We start from the raw sequence: 17,756 nt of genomic DNA, 5'->3' as shown, positions 1-17,756 counted from the left end.
TTATGATGATGTGTCTTTAAGTTATTGAGTTTTCGTTATGATTACAGAGCTGATTGCACAGATTAATTGGCAAAGTGGTGTGCTTGGTGCTGCTGTAGGTGCTGTTGCAAGTGGTGTTATTTTTGCCTTACAAAAAAGTCGCTTAAAAAATGAATTAACCGAACTGCAAAATAGTCAGCAAATCCAGCAAAATCATTTAGAACAAAAGCAGCTGCAACTTGAACAAAGCCAACTTACGCTTTCGCAGTTACAGCAAGATTACGCTGAACAACGTGATGAGTCTCAACACTTTAAAACCCGCTTTGTTGAACAAGAAAAGCAAGCACAACAATACAACCAGTTTTGGCGTCAAGTTGAAGCTGAGCTTGCTGATACTAAAGCTGCACTTAATCAGCGCGATGTTGATTTAAGTACATTAAGAAGCACTATAGAACAAAAAGAACTGCATTTTAAAGAGCAGCTTAGTCATATCAAAGAAAGCAAAGAGCAACTCAAAAAAGAGTTTGAAAACCTCGCTAATCAAATCCTTGAAGAAAAATCGCAACGTTTTAAAACCTTAAACCAAGAGAGTATTGAGCAACTTTTAAAACCGGTTCAGGGTGAGCTAAAAGGCTTTCGCGATAAGATGGAATTGATCCACGTTGAAGATCTAAAGCAGCGTGCAGCACTAAAAACTGAGTTATTGCATTTACAGGCTAAAAGCCAAGCTATCACCGAACAAGCTGATAGGCTGAGCACCGCATTACAAGGGCAAAAGAAAACCCAAGGTAATTGGGGGGAGTTAATGCTTGAAAATGTACTAGACAGCGCAGGGCTGCGTGCTGGAGTAGATTATCAGCGAGAAGTATCGTTTAACACAGAAGATGGCCGTCTACGCCCAGATGTTGTGGTGTATTTACCTCAGCAACGTCATTTAGTTATCGATGCGAAAACCTCTTTAAACGCGTATACACGCTATGTAAATGCCGATACAGAGCTTGAAGCGCAGCAAGCGCTTAAAGAGCATGTCACGGCGGTGCAATCACGTATAAACGAGTTAGCAAGCAAAGCCTACGACAGACTACCAGGTATTAACTCCCCCGAAGTGGTGATCATGTTTGTACCCATAGAGTCTGCATTTGTTGAAGCGCTTAAGTACCAGGGTGATATTTATCAGCAAGCAATCGAAAAAAATATCTTAGTTGCAACTCCAACGACCTTATTGACTAGCTTGAACATCGTAAAACAATTGTGGCGTTTTGAAGAGCAAACTAAACACTCAAAAGAGCTTGCCGCCCGTGCTGAGCGTTTTTACAACAAGCTCAATGGTTTCCTAACCAGTATGGAAGGGGTTGGTAAGCAGTTAGACCGCGCCAAAGAAAGCTATGATAAAGCGTTTTCTCAGCTGTACCGCGGTAAAGGAAACTTGATTAAGCAGGCCTCTGAGTTCAAAGAGTTGGGGGTTTCTGTTCAAAAAGAGTTACCCGCGGAAACTGTTGAAAAAGCCCAATTAGAGTTAGATTAAATGCGATACAAAAAAGCCAACGTCATGTTGGCTTTTTATTAGTTAATAAGTTCGGCTGAAACGATATCGTTGAGCATTAAAAAGTGGTTAAGTACAGACTCTTCAAGTTCGAATACCTGCGCGATTTTTTCGCCACTTGCTGACTTCCCTGTTTGCGCACCAGCAAACTCAATATGTAACCCTAAACGCTTCAGGGTTTGGGCGTCGTAACTATAAATAGCAGAATCACGTTTCTCTGTAATACCAGGCATCATACCTATGATAGTAACCGCCTGTTCAACATTAATGATATCGAAGAATTGTCGCTCTGCGGCTTGCCATTTTGCTATATAGCTAGCGACCTCAGGCGGTTGCTCCATGGGCACGTATAATGGCTGTAATGAGCCCCCATGCCAGCCGATAACGGCTTGCTCTTCAACGAGGACATGTGGGCTTGCGGTAAGTACATAGTTGGCACAAGACGATGCACAAAGCTCGTGTACCACAACATCGAGTTGATATTCATGAACTAAGCCACCTAAATGTAAACCCGCCATCACATCACCACCTTGGCTATTAATAACCAAGGTGTTGATTTGTTGATCGCTACTTACTAATAACTGTTCGAACTTTTCAACATTTTGCTTTGATGTTTCGCCCTGAAAATAAATAGTGCCCGGCGATACTTCACTAATTTCAGCAACGCTTTGCTGTGTTGTTTTACAACCAACCAGCAGCACGCTCAATAAAAATAAAAAACGCATTAACAATGCCTTGAAGTTTTGTTTGTATACAGTGCGCAATTTAATAATATGTCATTAACGAACTGCAAAAATGGCATAGTACGTTTTTTTACTTGAGAAATAAATCCACATAATAGGAACAATTGTATGAATATTGGAATTTACATCTATGATGATGCCGAAGTACTCGATTTCTCAGGTCCGTTTGAGGTGTTTAGTACTGCTAAGCGCCTAGCGAATAATGATTGGCAAGTGAGTTTAATTGCCGAAAGTGATAGTCCTGTACTTGCCCGCGGTGGTTATAGTGTAAACCCCCATTACAGCTTTGCTGACTGCCCTTCGCTTGATCTCCTTGTTGTGGTTGGTGGCGACCATACACGAGAGCTAGAAAAAGCAGAGGTTATTACTTGGTTAAAACACACAGCTACTAACACCAAGCGTGTTGCGAGTGTTTGTACGGGGGCGTTTTTGCTTGCCAAAACAGGGCTTTTGAACGGTAAAAATGTCACGACTCATTGGCAAGATCAACCTGAGCTGGCTGCTACGTTTTCTAAGCTCAATGTGATTTCAGATACTCGTTGGGTCACCGACGGTAAGTTTACCAGCTCTGGGGGAATTTCTGCAGGCATTGATATGAGCCTAGCGTTACTCGCTGAATTTATTAGTTACGAACACGCCCTACTGACCGCCAAACAGATGGAATATAAATGGCAGACGTTATAATTTCTCAGCCATGTAGTCAGTTATAAACTGTTTTAAGCAGGCAGCCTTTTTACTCAGTAAACGTGCGCTTGGCCAGATGGCATAAATGTCGCGGTTTTCTCCTCGCCAGTGTGGCAGTACCTGAACTAGCTGCTGAGATTTTAATTCATCGATAACCTCAAACCGAGGTAACAAAGCGATACCTTGCTCATCACAAACTAAGTATTTTACAAATCCAGTATCGTTAAAAGTACTAGCAAAGCGGCACATGTGAGTATGAGTTGCATTTGTTTGTGTATTAGTTAGCTGCCATTTATTTCTCAACGTGGTACCAATTAACCTATGCTGTTTTAAATCTGCAGGCTCTTCTATGGCAGGTGCCGAATTAAGGTATGCTTTAGTGCTTACAAATAATGTATCAGCACTGCCTAACTTTTTTTGATGGAGCATAGAATCAGCCTGCGGCCCGACTCTTATTGCTATATCAGCTTGGCTTTTTCTGAGATCTTCAAGTTGATTATTAAGCAATAACTCAAGTTGAATATCAGGGTACTGTTTAGTAAATGCGAGCCACATCGGCTTTAAGAAACCATGACTAATATTCAGAGGTGCTAAAACTTTAAGCTTTCCTGATAATTGTGCTTTTTGATCATTAAGCTGGCGGTGAGTTTGTTCAAACTGCTCAATTAATTCAACATAACTTTGAAAATATACCTCTCCTGCTTGTGTTAACGTGCATTGCCTTGCTGAGCGATTTAAAAGCTGCTCGCCTAGGCGTTGCTCAAGTCGTTGCAAGCGTCTCGATACAGTTGCGGTAGGCAACGACAAGCTCTCAGCCGCATTACTTAGGCCGCCTTGTTTAGCAATCTGTATGAATAGAGCAATATCGTCAATCATGTTCTCATTTATGCAATCATAGTTTGCTTATCTTGCTATTTTTAGCATTTTTGCAATTAGATATCATGTCTTTTATTAAATCATTTAAGAGCATCTAATTATGAGTGTTAATGATATTTATGTGATAACTTTTGTAGGCATAGCGGCGACTTTGTTCATTGATCTTTATGCTTTTATGCTGGCTAAAGTGTTTAAGATACCGTCATTAAACTTTTGTTTAGTTGGCCGTTGGGGCTTGGGTTTATTAGATGGAAAGTTTAAGCACCTGAATATAGCAACTAGTCCAGTTAAGCAGTTTGAGTGCGTGTTTGGCTGGTGTTTACACTACTTTATTGGTGTTTTATTTTCGTTTCTTTTTATATTATTGGTCGGTATTGCTTGGCTTGAACAGCCCACCTTAATCGCTGCATCTATATTTGGATTAGCTAGCGTATCTATGCCATTTTTTGTTATGCAGCCCGCTTTAGGGATGGGGATAATGGCTACGAAAACAGCAAACCCACTTCAAGCCCGCTTAAAAAGTGCTGTAACTCACCTACTTTTTGGTGTCGGAATATATTTATCAGCTCAATTCATTCAATTTATTTAGGAGTATGTAATGGACGCAAAGCATTGGCATCAACGTTGGGAAAATAACGAAATTGGTTTTCATGAAGGAGACGTTAACCGTTATCTAGATCAGTATTTTACTAACTTGAATTTGCAGCAAGGCGATACTGTTTTTGTACCACTGTGCGGAAAAACTCACGACATTCATTATTTACTTGGGCAAGGTATGCGTGTTGTCGGGGCTGAACTGAGTGAGATTGCCATTAAGCAGTTATTTGATGAGTTAAAGCTAGAACCCGAAATTAGCCAACACGGCGAACTATTATGTTACCAAGGCGCAAATCTAACCGTTTGGGTGGGTGATATTTTTGCACTTACTGCAGCTGATCTTGGCACTATCAACGCAGTTTATGACCGTGCCGCTTTAGTTGCGCTACCAAAGCCAGTACGAATTCGATATACCCAACATTTACTAGAGTTAACCAATAGAGCAAAACAATTAGTGGTGGTCTTTGAGTATCAGCAAAATGAGTTTTCGGGTCCGCCGTTTAGTGTGGTAGCCGATGAGCTACATCAGCACTACGATGCTTTTTATCAACTAACATTACTGTGCAAAGAGCCTCTCGAAGGTGGCTTAAAAGGGCAAGTGCCCGCCATGAACGTAGCTTGGCTTCTAAGTTAGTACTTACAAACTAGTGGTGTGTAAATTCACACTCTAGTTGTGCGTTTTTCTGGCTAGTTTTTGTATCTCTGTGCGTGCACTATAGTGAAAAGTGTATTTAAGGAGCACATTTATGCAAAAGCCACGCGTTTTCTTTGTTTCTCATGGCGGCGGTCCTATGCCTTTACTTGGCGATCCAAGTCATGCCGATATGGTCACTTGTTTGCAGTCTATTGCTGCAAAAATTCAAAAGCCGTCAGCTATTTTGATGGTGAGTGCGCACTGGGAAGCGAACCCAATTAGCATCACTTCGAGCGCTGCTCCTGAGCTAATTTATGATTACTATGGTTTTCCTGAGCCTGCTTACAGTATTGAGTACCCAAGCCCAGGTGAACCAGCCCTTGCCGAAAAAGTACATCAGGCATTGGCAAAGGCTAATATTGATAGCACATTAAACCCATCTCGTGGCTTTGATCACGGTATGTATGTGCCTTTGAAGATTATGTATCCAGAAGCAGATATACCTTGTGTGCAATTGTCGTTACATCCAAGCCTTGAGCCAAGCTTACACCTAGCGATAGGTGAGGCTTTACAGCAGCTTGATTACGATAATTTATTGATCATTGGTTCTGGCTTTACTTTTCATAATATGCGCGCATTTTTCACCCCTGAAACCGCTGAAATTAAAGCGCAAAATATCGCTTTTGAGCAATGGTTAGTCGATGTGTGTGGTAATACTGAGCTGAGTGAAAAACAGCGACAAGCTAAGCTATTAGAATGGCAAATGGCCCCTGCGGCGCGTTTTAGTCATCCTCGAGAAGAGCACTTATTGCCGTTACATGTTTGCTATGGTGCGGCGATGCGCCCTTGTAGTGATATCTACGAACTACGTATTGCCAATAAGCAAGCCAGTATGTTCTTGTGGGACGATTGAGTTTAAGTTCAACCCCCCTGATAGCACGATAAAAGCTCAGATTTTATTCGTCTAATTTGGTACGCTAGGTAAGTTAAAACCTAGGAACAACAAAATGAACTTGATAAAAACATCAACCCTTGCGTTTACTGTGGTTGCGGGTTTAGGTTTGCAAGCATGCTCAAGTACAGAGCAAGCGAGCACGCCATCAGCAACAGTGAACGCAACGGCTAATTCGCTCTCGCTTGAACAAATTTATAAAGAAAAAGACTTTAAAGCTGAGCGTAGCACCTATTTTACGTGGCTCGATGATGGTACTGGTTATACGGTACTTGAAGAGCGCGAAAGCGATAAAAACAGCCAAGACGATAAAGCTAAAGACGACGAGCACGGCGTAAAAGGCAATGATATTGTGTTTTATAACGCTGATGGGACGGGTCGTAAGGTACTGGTTAGCTACGAAAAATTAATTCCAAAAGGTGAGAAAGAGCCACTCACTGTTGAAAGCTATCAATGGTCTAAAGATGGTAAATGGCTGATGGTTTTTACCAATGGCGAGCAAGTGTGGCGCTCACGTAGCCGTGGTGATTTTTGGCTATTAAACCTCGAAACTGATTCGCTGTATCAGTTAGGTGGCGAAAACATCGAAGCGAAAAAGCTGATGTTTGCTAAGTTCTCACCAGATAGCTCAAAAGTAGCTTACGTGCGTGATAACAACATCTACATGGAAAAAGTCGGCAGCAAGGCTGTGACTGCTTTAACCACTGACGGTAACGACACCATTGTTAATGGTAATTTTGACTGGGTATACGAAGAAGAATTTACCATTCGTGATGGTTTCCGCTGGAGTCCAGATAATAAATCAATTGCCTATTGGCAGCTTGATACCAGTGGCGTGAAATACTTCACCATGATCAATAACACCGATGATCTCTACCCTACCCTTAAAGAATTCCCGTATCCAAAAGCCGGCGAGATGAACTCTGCGGTTAAAGTGGGGGTGGTAAGTCTTAGCGACAAGAAAACTCGCTGGGCTGAACTAGGTGGCGATAATCGCGATCGGTATATTCCACGTATTAGCTGGGCAGGCACAGGTGAATCTTTGATGATCCAAGATCTTAACCGTCCGCAAAGCCACAATAAGGTTTGGTTATTCGACTGGCAAAAACAACAGCTGACTAAAATTCTTGAAGATAAAGACGATGCCTTTATTGAATGGTTTTATAAAGCAAACTGGTCAAAAGACGGTAAGTTCTTTATTTGGCACAGTGAGCGTGATGGTTGGCGCCATTTGTACCGTGTATCTCGCGATGGCAAAACGGTTGTTGATTTAACACCGGGCGAGTACGACATCATTGATATGCTAGCGCTCAACGAAGATAAAAACGTTATGTACTTTACTGCATCACCGGACGAGCCTGGCCAACGTTACTTATTCCGTACCTCGCTTGATGGCAGCTCTAAACCGGTGCGCGTAACGCCAGCGTCATTTGATGGTTCAAACAGCTATTACATGTCTAAAGATACCTCTTGGGCGATGCATACATTCTCTAAATTTGGCACTCCACCAATGAAAGAGATCATCAAAGTAAGCGATCACAGCAATGTGAAAACCTTAGTTGAGAACAAAGCACTAAAAGAGAAATTAGCGACTGAACAATTACCGACTCACGAGTTCTTTACGGTTAATGCGCGCGATGGTGTTGAGCTTGATGGCTACATCATGTTCCCAGCGAATATGGATAAAAGTAAAAAATACCCAATCGTTTTCTATGTTTATGGTGAGCCATGGGGCTCAACAGTACAAGATCGTTGGGAAGGTAACAGTTACTTATACAAGTCGTATCTAACTCAGCAAGGCTTTATTGTTGCCTCTGTTGATAACCGCGGTACGCGCGCACCAAAGGGCAGAGATTGGCGTAAATCTATCTATAAAAAAATAGGCTCTATTACTGTGCGTGACCAAGTTGACGCCCTTGATGCAATGGCAAAACGTTGGGATGTCATTGATACCGACCGTGTTGGTGTATGGGGTCACTCAGGTGGTGGTAGTTCAACGCTTAATTTGTTATTCCGCCATGGTGATAAATATAAAGTGGGTATTGCCTCAGCCCCAGTGCCTGATATTCGCTTGTACGATACTATCTACCAAGAGCGTTATGCAGGTAACCCAAATACCGATCCTGAAAGTTACGACAACACGTCTCCGATCACCTTTGCAAAAGACCTGCAAGGTAAGTTGCTACTGATCCATGGTACCGGAGATGATAACGTACACTACCAAGGCTCAGAGCGTTTAATTAACGAATTAGTTAAGCACAATAAACAGTTCGAGTTTTTCTCTTACCCGAACCGTTCTCACAGCCTCCGTGAAGGTGAAGGCACTACCCTACACTATCACACTATGATGGCTAACTTCTTCGAAAAGCATTTACTTAACAAGTAAATATGCTTTATTAAAAAATACCGCAGCTTAGACATTAAGCTGCGGTTTTTTTATGCAAACTGTAAACCCCCGTTACACAAATAAAGCGATTCGATGAAAGCTATCAAAAGTTCGAATTACATGATCAGTGCTGGTAATGGCGGCTGCGAGCTATTGGATTATCGAGCGAAGTGTGTAATGAATATCTTGTATCACAGTTAAGTCGGTGAAAGAGGCTAACTAATACCCTGTTACAATTGTCTTATTAACTAATATTTATAATTGAAGTAGTGTCATTAAGTTATTGATTAAGGATATAAAATGGCATTACTAAAATTTAGATTTCAGTATCTAGCTTGGCTTATTACATTTGTTTTGTTAGCTACAGGCTTGTATATCGCGATGAAATACCAACAGCACTATAGTTCACGCTTTATTGATATAGATATCAAGTCGAATGCGCTTTCAGAAATGCGCCGAGTTTTCATTCGCTTGCCCAAAAACTACAACCCTAACAAAGCTTATCCGCTCATAATTAAAACTGACGGAAATTTTAACCTTGATACTTGGGATGACGCTTTAAGTTTTCTTGAAAGCACCGATGACAAGCATGAGGTTATTCTCGTGGCCATCCCGAACCTTTTTTGGCATGACACACGAAATCGTGATTTAGTGCCACCTTACGCCCGTAAGGATGTGGCGATAGAAGCGCGCCCAATCAATCAAAATCAACGAGAAATATTTGGTAAAGCTGATGTGTTTTTAAAGTTTATTGAAACAGAGCTAATACCCTATTTAGAGGGAGAGTACCGTATTAGCGGGCAGCGCACGCTAACAGGTTTTTCGGCGGGAGGTAGCTTTGTGTTATATACCATGGTTACTAAACCAGAGTTATTTAATGCATACTTTGCTTTTAGCCCTGCGGCTTGGTATGACGATAATGTTGTCGTAAAACAGTTCAGTAAAAGCTTACCTAATACAGCAGGCAACACCCACTATTTTTATGTCACATTAGGTGGTGATGAGAATCCAATCATAACCGTTGCATTTAATGGCTTAGTGAATGCTCTTCAAAAGCATGCACCAAACGATCTTACCTGGCAGCACCACACCAACAAAGGAGCTGATCATGAACAAAACGCAAAACAATCCGTCAGCAGTGCACTAGATGGGGCTTTTAATCATTTTGATATGGCTAAGTAATGGCAAAACTGGGCCTTATTTGGCCCTTCTTACTTTTAAAACAAACTTACAAATAGGTGTTAAACCAATTAACTAGCTCTGATTCAATTTGTTCTTTATGGTTCATTAAAAAGTGATTGTCACCTTCATACACCACAAGTTTATGGGGGATATGATGCTTATCTAGCGCTTTGGCAAATTGAATTGAGTTTTCGACCGATACTCGTTTATCGTCACTGCCATGAATAAGTAATATTGGCACTTTAGGTGATAGCTTATCAACCCAGTTCATCACAGAGCGTGCTTCAAGCTCTGCTTGTTTGTTCTCTTTATAGTTGGGGATACGACGCACATACACGTTTTTTTCCATGTTAGGTCTAAACGTAAGCTCTTTGACTAAATCAGTCGCCCCCGCAATGGTTGCAATGGCTTTTATCTTGTTTGTGTGTTGCATTGCAAGGTGGGTTTGCATACCGCCTCTACTTGCTCCTAACATACCAATACGGTTTTCATCTGCACTTGCTATGTGCGGAATAAAATCAATAAGCGCAAGTACGTCGTTAACATCTTTGCCACCAAACTCATCTAAGTCATCATTTTTAGTCGATGTACCGCGGTACTGGCTGCCGATAACCACAAAGCCTTGCTCTGCTAAAGGAAATAAATTGCGCATCATTGCAGCAAAATAAACACTGCCAAAATTACCGTTACCGCCGCGGTTATAAATTAATACTGGAAGCTTATTCTTGATGACTTTAGGTTTGATGATATAACCAAGCACCTCAACATTATCGACCTGATATTTAAAATTATGGCAGGTTAAATTAGCTTTAAAGTTATCGAACATATCTTGTGGAAAGGTTTCTTCAAAGGCTTTAATGCGCTTTAAGTATGCTTCTTCGTTTTTAGCTTTGCGTTTATTCTTTTGCGCAATAAATTGATGCCACGAATCATAGTCAGCAAAGATACCTGTGAAGCAGTCTGTTTCTTTTGTTACGTGTTCATCATCGATAATTTTCGCTGCGCTGGTAGAAAAAACAGCGAGAAATAGGCTGGTAAAGAGTAGTAATTTATACACAACAACATCCTTATTGGTGACTAAAAGTTACGAATACACAGTAACTTAAATGATGGTTATTTGTACATCATTAATTCAGTAACCGCTCAAGCCATTCAATCACAGCGTTATGTGCTGATGTTTTGAAGCGAGACTTTTCGGGAATGTAGTAACACAGTTTTGATTCAACATCTTGGCTATCAAACGATGTTAGTAACCCTGCATCTAGGTAAGGTTGCACCAAGGTTTTTGAGCAAAATACCACACCTTTATTGGCGAGCACCTGATTAATACCAAACAGCTCTTGATCGAATGTTTTTACCTTAAAACATGAATCACTTAGGTTATTTTTTTTGAGCCACTGCGTTAGTGGTGGGGCTGGTAGGGCATTATTTTTCCATTGGCTGGTGTATAAATCAACCTGTTTATCAAGCCAAGGAGCGCTTTGTTGTGCGTTTACCGCATACATATCAAAGCGCTCATATTTGATAATATCTGCTTTGTTTACTTCCTCGCTATTTCCTAGACGAACAGGCAAGGTATGCAGTTTCTTATCTAAAGTTTCACTAGTTGATATATCGAGCTGTAAATGTGGTTTTTCGCTATTTAGCTCATCTAAAGCGGGTATTAATCTTAGGGCTGCTAGAGATGATGTTGTGGTGATGCGTACTTGGTTATGTGCTTGGCTCAATTGTTCAATTGCCGCAAAAATAAGCTTAAAGCCGCTAGTTGTGTTTTGACTCAGGTACTCGCCTGATGGAGTTAAGGTAATCTTTCTCACCTCGCGATGAAATAAATCAGTATTCAAGCGGCTTTCTAGGTTAGCAATGTGGTGCGATACCGCTGTAGGCGTAATCGCAAGCTCAGCGGCGGCTGCTTTAAAGCTACCTAATCGCGCAGCTGATTCAAAGGCTTTTAAAGCTTGTAATGATATATGCATAGTTGAACCCATCTAAATTTATAGATGAGTATAACTTACTTATAGTGAATGATAACTCGTTTGTTAAATAGCCTTCATTTATTGATGATACCAACACATTAACTAATGAGGTATTTACTATGACTACTTTGCTACACATTGATGCTAGTGTGCGTTCAGCTAAAAATGCAAACCCTAACCACGATTCAATCTCTAAAAATATTGCTAAGCAATTTGTAAATCACTTACAGCAAAATAATGCTATAGCTGAGTATATTTATCGTGATGTTGGAATGAATCCACCTTCATTTATTAATCAATCTTGGATTGGTGCTGTGTTTACGCCAGCCAACAAGTTAACACTTGAGCAAAGAGAAGTACTGGCCGAATCAGATGAATTGATAAATGAGTTGGTTAAGGCTGATACCATCGTGATATCAACGCCTATGTATAACTATGGCATGCCTGCACAATTAAAAGCATGGTTTGATCAAATCGTTAGGATCAATAAAACGTTTGATTTTGACTTGCAGCGGGGGGATTTCCCTTTGCAACCCTTGTTAACTGGTAAACGTTTGCTGGTTATAACCTCAACGGGTGAGTTTGGCTTTGAGGCAGGTGGTATTCGCGAGAGTATGAGCCATTTAGTGCCGCACATTAAAACCTTGAGTAAGTATTTAGGTGTGCAGCATATTGATGAAATAGCCTGTGAGTATCAAGAATTTAATGACCAAAGACACCAACGCTCTTTGACTAATGCCTATGCTAAAGCAGAGCAATTAGCGCTGAGATACGCCAATTAATAAACACAACAAAGCCGCAATAAGCGGCTTTATCTGTAATGGGGCTTTACACTAAAAATAGGGTTTGGCTTTATTCAACCGAAATGAATACTTCAACTTCTTCACTGCTTTTATAAAACTCATAGTCAGTTTTATATGCTCGAATATGCGGGCACTGTTCATTACTAAAGTACTGCCAAACTTGGCCCCAAACATCGATAACGGTTTGTGGCATTGCACCTTTGCCGCTAAAGTGAAGATAGTTACCTGTAGAAAGTGTAGTTTTTTCTACCTCTGATGACGTGACTTGCATGTCAGTACACGCAAATACATCAAACTCTCCTGTGACATCAGATTCATAATGAGTATACACGCCATAAACTTGGCTAGATGGCGTTAAATTTGGCGCTATGTCTGTGTAAAATTGCTGCCATAAGCCAGCGATTTTGGCACCTTCCCCACTCATTTCTTTCATATTGCTGGTGCGAACTTTGAGGCCAAATAAAGTTGTTGGGTTGTCGATATTGATCTTCGTTACTTGCTGATCCATTGCATTTTTCCTTGCTTATTTTGTTCCCATTAAAATACCAGAGCACATGTACTTTAACCTAGCCTTTTTAATTATTTATTTTTAAAAGACTATATTTTGTCAACGGCCTTTACAGCTTAAAAAACAGTCATGGCATCCTTATCTGCATCAGGTTAAGATGGGTAAAATAACAACAAAATCAGCGGGTGTTTAATGAATAAAATCAATGCGCTTATCTACTTTTTAGCCTTTAGTAGCGGCTTTTGTATTATGGGAGTTGAGCTTTTAGGCGGTCGAATTTTAGCGCCGTACTTTGGTAGCAGTGTGCATATATGGGGCAGTATTATCACTGTATTTATGTTGAGCTTATCTTTCGGCTATTTACTTGGCGGTAAGCTCTCAACCCGCAATCCTTCGTTAACTAAATATGGTCTCATTTTCTTTGTAGCAAGCATTATGGTGGTGCCAATAGTATTGTTTGCTGAGCCAATTATGACCTTTATTTTCACCCATATTGAAGACAGTCGTTACGGCTCGTTGCTGGCGTCAACAGCGTTGTTTTTTATCCCTACAACAATACTCGGCATGATCTCACCTTACTCAGTGCGATTATTGGTTACCGATCATGAAAAAAGTGGTCAGGTTGCCGGTGGTTTGTATTTTGTGAGCACCCTAGGAAGCGCTCTTGGCACGATTATTACCTCTTTTTATATGGTGTTAGCGTTTGATGTTAACGACATCATTAAAACCTTTGCAGCGGTATTAGGCGCGCTTGGTTTGCTTGCAATTGCTGTTAGTCAAATAAAAACAAAGGAGCGTACTGTATGTTTAGAGTCTTAATGGTTTGTTTGCTCATGACATTGCCTTTTAGCAGCTTGGCAGAAGTAATACATAAAGAGCGCTCGCTTTATCGCAATATTTTAGTTGAGAAGACTGGCGATTTACTGTGTTTAAAATTTAACGAAAAAACCCGTAAAAGTACGCAAAGTTGTATGTATAAGAGTGAGCCTAAAAAGCTGGTGTTTAATTACACCAAAATGACGTTCGCAAGCTTACTATTTATTGATGATCCTAAAAATGTACTGATCATAGGTTTAGGGGGAGGTTCACTCTCTAATACCATTCATGAGCTTTACCCTAGCGCTCATATCGAAAATGTCGAAATTGACCCCGCGGTAATAAAAGTTGCCCGTGATTATTTTAGCTTTGTAGAAACTAATAACGTAACGTCTAAGGTGCAAGATGGTCGTATTTTTATTAAACGTGCCGCACTTAAAAAACAAAAGTACGATTGGATTATTCTTGATGCCTTTAACGGCGATTATATCCCTGAGCACCTCCTCACTAAGGAGTTTTTTGCGGAAGTCAAAAGTGTTTTGGCTGATGGCGGAATTGTCGCTGCAAATACTTTTTCATCGAGTAAATTGTACCAGCATGAGTCGGCAACTTACTTCGATGTGTTTGGTGACTTTGTTAATGTTGTGACCGATGAAAATTCTAATCGCATTATTTTAGCTGGCTTCGAGACAATGCCTAGCCAGCAAAAGTTAGCCGAACGCGTCAACAAACTCGCAAATAAGTTAACCCCTTACGATGTTGATTTGCAGTTACTCAGCGAGCATTTGTTTTATACTAAGGGTAATCAAGATTGGCCAGCGGATACCAAGGTGCTCACTGACCAATATTCACCAGCGAATTTATTAAATTATCAATGATCAAATACACCTTAGTTGCATTTCTTTTAATTACGAGCTCTGCTGCTATGGCAGAGCCCCCTTCTCCCCCACCTTTAGCTGCAAGTCAGCAGCAGTTGTCTAAACTATTAAATCAATACAAAGGGCAAGTCGTGTTACTCGATTTCTGGGCGTCTTGGTGCAGCCCGTGTCGACGCTCGTTTCCTTGGTTTATTGCCATGCAGAGCAAGTATCAACAGCAAGGCCTTAAAGTAGTTGCTGTAAACATTGATGTTGAGCGCAGTGATGCCGATGCTTTTTTAGCTGAGTTTGCAGTTAACTTTAATATTATTTACGACCCAGATGCTGTTATTGGCAGACAATACCAACTTAAAGGGATGCCGAGCAGCTTTTTAATCGATAAAGAAGGCGTAGTACGGTTCCAACACACAGGATTTATTGCTGAAAAATTAGACCTCTATGAAAGCCATATCAAAGAGTTAATTGCTAAATAGTGTTATCTAGCAGATAACTTTTACAGTTGTTCGCTTTTATCGAACACAGCTATCTATTTTATTAATTGCAGTAATATTTACTTAGCATGCTAACTACATTAAAATAGTTAGCATGCTAAGTAAATGGAGCGCATCATGTCTTCCACTCCCCCTTTTCACGAAACTCTTGATTTAACATTATGCGGCAGTATGGGCCGTGTGCATCGTTTATGTCGCGATGCTGTCACTTTGGCGGTTGAGCCTTTAGGCCTTACTCAATCTCGCTGGACTGCGATGATGCACCTGTTTCATCTAAACCAAGGTTGTACGCAACAAGAGTTGGCAAATAGCTTAGGCATTGAAATGCCTTCACTAACTCGCACTATTAAGCAGCTTGAGCAACAAGAGATTATTGCTCGTAAAGCTGACGCTGAAGATAAACGCAGTAAACGTCTGTACTTCACTGAGCAAGGTCTACAATTGTTAGACACATTGCAGGTGATTATTGCCGATGTGAAAGAGCACCTTTATGCCGATTTAACCACTGAGCAACTCGATACCATGGCGCATGGCTTAATTCAGATGGAGCAAAACGCCCGTCAGTGTATCCTTCATTATTCAGGAGGTAAGTAACGTTATGACACCAGATCAAAAGTTTGCCCGTTACGTAAAAATCTCTTTAGCGGGTTTTATTGTTTTATTTTTATATTTTGTAATTGCCGATTTGTATATGCCTGTTACACCGCAGGCCCGTGTGTATCATCCGGTTGTGCAAGTGACCCCGCAGGTAAGTGGTCGCGTAACCGACGTATTAGTGACTAATAATCAAGCCGTCGAAAAACAGCAAGCCTTGTTTAAGATTAACGATGAGCCTTTTGAGCTTGCCGTGCAACAAGCTGAACTTGCATATGATGATGCAAAACTACAAAACCAACGTTTAGATAGTAGTGTGAAGGCAATAGAAGCACAGTTAGCGGCTGCTCAAGCTAAGCTACATGAGCAAACGTTGCTGTTTGAACGCGGTGAGTCGCTATTGAAAAAGCGTTCTATTTCAGATCAAGAGTACGAAACTATCAATGCGAACTATCAATCAAGCAAAGCCAATGTGGCTGCAATTGAAGCCCAGCTTAGCGAGGCTAAATTAGCGCGCGGTAAAATGGGGGATGATAATTTAGCGCTTCGTCATGCTCAAAACCAGCTTGAACAAGCGAAACTAAACCTGTCGTACACCACAGTGACAGCCGATACCGACGGTAAAACAGCAAACTTACAGGTAACACCGGGTACCTATGCTAATAAGGGCCAGCCGTTAATGGCGATTGTTGCTAATAAAGCTGATTTAGTTGCTGATTTTCGCGAAAAGTCTTTAGTTCACGTGCAAATTGGTAGTACTGCAAAAGTCAGCTTTGATGCGCTACCGGGCAAAGTGTTTACTGGCAAAATTATTAGTTTTGAAGCGGGTGTGAGTGATGGTCAGCTTAACGCTAATGGTTTACTCAGTGCCACTGAAAGCAGCAACCGTTGGGTACGTGATGCTCAGCGTCAACGTATCCATATTCAACTAGATGAACACCAGATGCTGGCTAAATTTCCAAGTGGTGCGCGTGCAACTGTGCAACTTTTGCCTGACTCTAGCATCGGTAGCTGGTTTGCAAGCATGCAAATTCGCTTCATTAGTGTTCTGCACTTTATTTACTAAGGCTGGGTGAGTTATGTCAGTATTGCAACTCGATGGTAATGGCTTACGCCAAGCGCTACGCATTGCTACGGGCTCAGCATTAGGGTTTTCACTGGCAAAATTGATGAACTGGCCGAATGGCATCTTTTTCACTGTTTACCCTATGTTACTGCTCGGTTTAGTGCCTGTGCTTAACATGCATATCATTCGTCAGTTTTACGCAGGCGCTGTGTTCAGTGCGCTATTCGTATTGGTTGTACAAGGGTTGTTTGCACACTTGCCAGTGGTAATGACAATGATGAGCTTTATGGCTTTTGCCTTTTTGTTTTATCAAATGAGCCGTGGCGCTAACTTTTTATTTGGCGCTACAACCGTGGTGAGTTTGTCGATTCAATTACATTTTTCGACTTACACCGGCGGTGGTGTCAGTATTTATCCGCTGATCATTAGTAACGCAGTTGCAGTTGTCGTAACTGTGGTGTTTTCGATGCTAATGCATGGTTTATTCCCTGATGTTGCACCGCGCCAAGGTCGGGTAATGCCAGAAAAAGCAAAAGAAAGTGTCCGCCATGAAGTCTTACTTTGTTCAACCGTAGCGACCTTATCATTTGTTGTATTTCAGGTATTTGATTTACAAGATTCTATCTCTGCTCAAGCGGCCTCGGTACTGATATTGTTTTCGTTGTGCTGGAAAGCAGCAGGTATGGCGGCATGGCAGCGCGCGATAGGCACCTTAATCGGTTGTAACTTAGCGTTAGTGGCACAGTTATTTTTGTATAACCATACCGATATTTTGATATTTCCTGCGTTAATTCTGTGGATTTTGACCTTTATCTTTAGTCGTTATCACATAATTGGTGGCGGTATTCCGGGTGTTGGCTTTGGTATTATCACGACATTTGGTATTTTGTTTGGCCAGTCATTAGGGCCGGGGCAAGATCTGGTTTACAGCGCGCTCTATCGTTTTTCGTCGGTGTCTGTGGCCATACTATTGAGCTTATGTGCGGTGTATATAATGCATCACATCTTAAATCGCTTTGCAATGACAAGGCATCACACGTTTGATTAA

Annotated in this window: 19 protein-coding genes; 14 read left to right on the top strand and 5 right to left on the bottom strand. The window is 41.2% G+C overall.

Going from position 1 to position 17,756, the window contains the following annotated elements; translation table 11 throughout:
* The first annotated feature begins 37 nt into the window (after positions 1-37).
* The gene (gene rmuC / locus HUS61_RS05245) at positions 38-1,504 is read left to right on the top strand and encodes a DNA recombination protein RmuC (protein ID WP_175079936.1); all 1,467 of its coding nucleotides are present in this window, start codon (positions 38-40) and stop codon (positions 1,502-1,504) included.
* Positions 1,505-1,542: 38 nt separating this feature from the next.
* Here the strand turns inward: rmuC and HUS61_RS05240 are convergent, their stop codons facing one another.
* Positions 1,543-2,247, bottom strand: coding sequence for a hypothetical protein (locus tag HUS61_RS05240; protein WP_175079935.1), 705 nt, complete (start codon positions 2,245-2,247; stop codon positions 1,543-1,545).
* A gap of 126 nt (positions 2,248-2,373) precedes the next feature.
* Between HUS61_RS05240 and HUS61_RS05235 the strand changes: the two genes are divergently transcribed.
* Positions 2,374-2,949 carry a DJ-1/PfpI family protein gene (locus tag HUS61_RS05235; protein ID WP_175081415.1) on the top strand — a complete coding sequence of 192 codons (576 nt, stop codon included), beginning with the start codon at positions 2,374-2,376 and terminating at the stop codon, positions 2,947-2,949.
* Here the strand turns inward: HUS61_RS05235 and HUS61_RS05230 are convergent.
* Complete coding sequence (locus HUS61_RS05230; protein ID WP_175079933.1) at positions 2,944-3,825, bottom strand: LysR family transcriptional regulator; 882 nt, start codon at positions 3,823-3,825, stop codon at positions 2,944-2,946. The two genes, HUS61_RS05235 and HUS61_RS05230, sit on opposite strands and share 6 nt — an antisense overlap.
* A 100-nt stretch (positions 3,826-3,925) precedes the next feature.
* Between HUS61_RS05230 and HUS61_RS05225 the strand changes: the two genes are divergently transcribed.
* From HUS61_RS05225 to HUS61_RS05205, 5 genes are all read left to right on the top strand, one after another.
* Positions 3,926-4,414 (top strand): DUF2938 domain-containing protein, encoded by a 489-nt coding sequence (locus tag HUS61_RS05225; protein WP_175081414.1) that lies wholly within the window; start codon positions 3,926-3,928, stop codon positions 4,412-4,414.
* A 9-nt stretch (positions 4,415-4,423) separates the two neighbouring features.
* Entirely contained in the window at positions 4,424-5,056 is a 633-nt protein-coding gene (gene tmpT / locus HUS61_RS05220; protein WP_175081413.1) for a thiopurine S-methyltransferase, read from the top strand.
* Positions 5,057-5,168: 112 nt separating this feature from the next.
* Positions 5,169-5,969 carry a class III extradiol ring-cleavage dioxygenase gene (locus HUS61_RS05215; RefSeq protein ID WP_175081412.1) on the top strand — a complete coding sequence of 267 codons (801 nt, stop codon included), beginning with the start codon at positions 5,169-5,171 and terminating at the stop codon, positions 5,967-5,969.
* A 94-nt stretch (positions 5,970-6,063) separates the two neighbouring features.
* On the top strand, positions 6,064-8,394 hold the full coding sequence (locus tag HUS61_RS05210; RefSeq protein WP_175081411.1) for a S9 family peptidase: 2,331 nt from the start codon (positions 6,064-6,066) through the stop codon (positions 8,392-8,394).
* Positions 8,395-8,694: 300 nt separating this feature from the next.
* Positions 8,695-9,576 carry an alpha/beta hydrolase gene (locus HUS61_RS05205; protein ID WP_175081410.1) on the top strand — a complete coding sequence of 294 codons (882 nt, stop codon included), beginning with the start codon at positions 8,695-8,697 and terminating at the stop codon, positions 9,574-9,576.
* A 46-nt stretch (positions 9,577-9,622) separates the two neighbouring features.
* On the opposite strand, the gene HUS61_RS05200 is transcribed toward HUS61_RS05205, so the two are convergent.
* Entirely contained in the window at positions 9,623-10,633 is a 1,011-nt protein-coding gene (locus HUS61_RS05200) for a S9 family peptidase (protein WP_175081409.1), read from the bottom strand.
* Positions 10,634-10,703: 70 nt separating this feature from the next.
* On the bottom strand, positions 10,704-11,552 hold the full coding sequence (locus HUS61_RS05195; protein ID WP_175081408.1) for a LysR family transcriptional regulator: 849 nt from the start codon (positions 11,550-11,552) through the stop codon (positions 10,704-10,706).
* Positions 11,553-11,671: 119 nt separating this feature from the next.
* Between HUS61_RS05195 and HUS61_RS05190 the strand changes: the two genes are divergently transcribed.
* Positions 11,672-12,334 carry an FMN-dependent NADH-azoreductase gene (locus HUS61_RS05190; protein WP_175081407.1) on the top strand — a complete coding sequence of 221 codons (663 nt, stop codon included), beginning with the start codon at positions 11,672-11,674 and terminating at the stop codon, positions 12,332-12,334.
* A gap of 70 nt (positions 12,335-12,404) precedes the next feature.
* Here HUS61_RS05190 and HUS61_RS05185 read toward each other — a convergent pair whose 3' ends face one another.
* The gene (locus tag HUS61_RS05185) at positions 12,405-12,863 is read right to left on the bottom strand and encodes a GyrI-like domain-containing protein (RefSeq protein ID WP_175079926.1); all 459 of its coding nucleotides are present in this window, start codon (positions 12,861-12,863) and stop codon (positions 12,405-12,407) included.
* A gap of 192 nt (positions 12,864-13,055) precedes the next feature.
* Here HUS61_RS05185 and HUS61_RS05180 point away from each other — a divergent pair, with 192 nt between their 5' ends.
* The 6 genes from HUS61_RS05180 to HUS61_RS05155 all read left to right on the top strand — a co-directional run bounded on the left by HUS61_RS05180 (position 13,056) and on the right by HUS61_RS05155 (position 17,756).
* A complete protein-coding gene (locus HUS61_RS05180; RefSeq protein WP_175081406.1) occupies positions 13,056-13,682 on the top strand; it encodes a fused MFS/spermidine synthase in 627 nt (208 codons plus the stop codon).
* Positions 13,667-14,557, top strand: a complete 891-nt coding sequence (locus tag HUS61_RS05175) for a spermidine synthase (RefSeq protein WP_175081405.1) — start codon at positions 13,667-13,669, stop codon at positions 14,555-14,557. Before HUS61_RS05180 ends, HUS61_RS05175 begins: the two co-directional genes overlap by 16 nt.
* Before the next feature lie 47 nt (positions 14,558-14,604).
* Complete coding sequence (locus HUS61_RS05170; RefSeq protein ID WP_175081404.1) at positions 14,605-15,030, top strand: TlpA disulfide reductase family protein; 426 nt, start codon at positions 14,605-14,607, stop codon at positions 15,028-15,030.
* 135 nt (positions 15,031-15,165) lie between these two features.
* Entirely contained in the window at positions 15,166-15,642 is a 477-nt protein-coding gene (locus tag HUS61_RS05165) for a MarR family winged helix-turn-helix transcriptional regulator (RefSeq protein ID WP_175081403.1), read from the top strand.
* Between the two features lie 4 nt (positions 15,643-15,646).
* The gene (locus tag HUS61_RS05160; protein ID WP_175081402.1) at positions 15,647-16,708 is read left to right on the top strand and encodes an HlyD family secretion protein; all 1,062 of its coding nucleotides are present in this window, start codon (positions 15,647-15,649) and stop codon (positions 16,706-16,708) included.
* Between the two features lie 13 nt (positions 16,709-16,721).
* Positions 16,722-17,756, top strand: coding sequence for a DUF2955 domain-containing protein (locus tag HUS61_RS05155; protein ID WP_175081401.1), 1,035 nt, complete (start codon positions 16,722-16,724; stop codon positions 17,754-17,756).

It is taken from the genome of Pseudoalteromonas sp. 0802 (genome assembly GCF_013350085.1).
Taxonomy (GTDB): domain Bacteria; phylum Pseudomonadota; class Gammaproteobacteria; order Enterobacterales; family Alteromonadaceae; genus Pseudoalteromonas.
This window is presented reverse-complemented; position numbering and strand designations above follow the sequence as displayed.

Excerpts from the sequence above, each read along its gene's own strand:
- rmuC (WP_175079936.1), top strand. The coding sequence starts at position 38 with ATGATTACAGAGCTGATTGCACAGATTAATTGGCAAAGTGGTGTGCTT.
- HUS61_RS05240 (WP_175079935.1), bottom strand. The coding sequence starts at position 2,247 with ATGCGTTTTTTATTTTTATTGAGCGTGCTGCTGGTTGGTTGTAAAACA.
- HUS61_RS05235 (WP_175081415.1), top strand. The coding sequence starts at position 2,374 with ATGAATATTGGAATTTACATCTATGATGATGCCGAAGTACTCGATTTC.
- HUS61_RS05230 (WP_175079933.1), bottom strand. The coding sequence starts at position 3,825 with ATGATTGACGATATTGCTCTATTCATACAGATTGCTAAACAAGGCGGC.
- HUS61_RS05225 (WP_175081414.1), top strand. The coding sequence starts at position 3,926 with ATGAGTGTTAATGATATTTATGTGATAACTTTTGTAGGCATAGCGGCG.
- tmpT (WP_175081413.1), top strand. The coding sequence starts at position 4,424 with ATGGACGCAAAGCATTGGCATCAACGTTGGGAAAATAACGAAATTGGT.
- HUS61_RS05215 (WP_175081412.1), top strand. The coding sequence starts at position 5,169 with ATGCAAAAGCCACGCGTTTTCTTTGTTTCTCATGGCGGCGGTCCTATG.
- HUS61_RS05210 (WP_175081411.1), top strand. The coding sequence starts at position 6,064 with ATGAACTTGATAAAAACATCAACCCTTGCGTTTACTGTGGTTGCGGGT.
- HUS61_RS05205 (WP_175081410.1), top strand. The coding sequence starts at position 8,695 with ATGGCATTACTAAAATTTAGATTTCAGTATCTAGCTTGGCTTATTACA.
- HUS61_RS05195 (WP_175081408.1), bottom strand. The coding sequence starts at position 11,552 with ATGCATATATCATTACAAGCTTTAAAAGCCTTTGAATCAGCTGCGCGA.
- HUS61_RS05190 (WP_175081407.1), top strand. The coding sequence starts at position 11,672 with ATGACTACTTTGCTACACATTGATGCTAGTGTGCGTTCAGCTAAAAAT.
- HUS61_RS05185 (WP_175079926.1), bottom strand. The coding sequence starts at position 12,863 with ATGGATCAGCAAGTAACGAAGATCAATATCGACAACCCAACAACTTTA.
- HUS61_RS05180 (WP_175081406.1), top strand. The coding sequence starts at position 13,056 with ATGAATAAAATCAATGCGCTTATCTACTTTTTAGCCTTTAGTAGCGGC.
- HUS61_RS05175 (WP_175081405.1), top strand. The coding sequence starts at position 13,667 with ATGTTTAGAGTCTTAATGGTTTGTTTGCTCATGACATTGCCTTTTAGC.
- HUS61_RS05170 (WP_175081404.1), top strand. The coding sequence starts at position 14,605 with ATGGCAGAGCCCCCTTCTCCCCCACCTTTAGCTGCAAGTCAGCAGCAG.
- HUS61_RS05165 (WP_175081403.1), top strand. The coding sequence starts at position 15,166 with ATGTCTTCCACTCCCCCTTTTCACGAAACTCTTGATTTAACATTATGC.
- HUS61_RS05160 (WP_175081402.1), top strand. The coding sequence starts at position 15,647 with ATGACACCAGATCAAAAGTTTGCCCGTTACGTAAAAATCTCTTTAGCG.
- HUS61_RS05155 (WP_175081401.1), top strand. The coding sequence starts at position 16,722 with ATGTCAGTATTGCAACTCGATGGTAATGGCTTACGCCAAGCGCTACGC.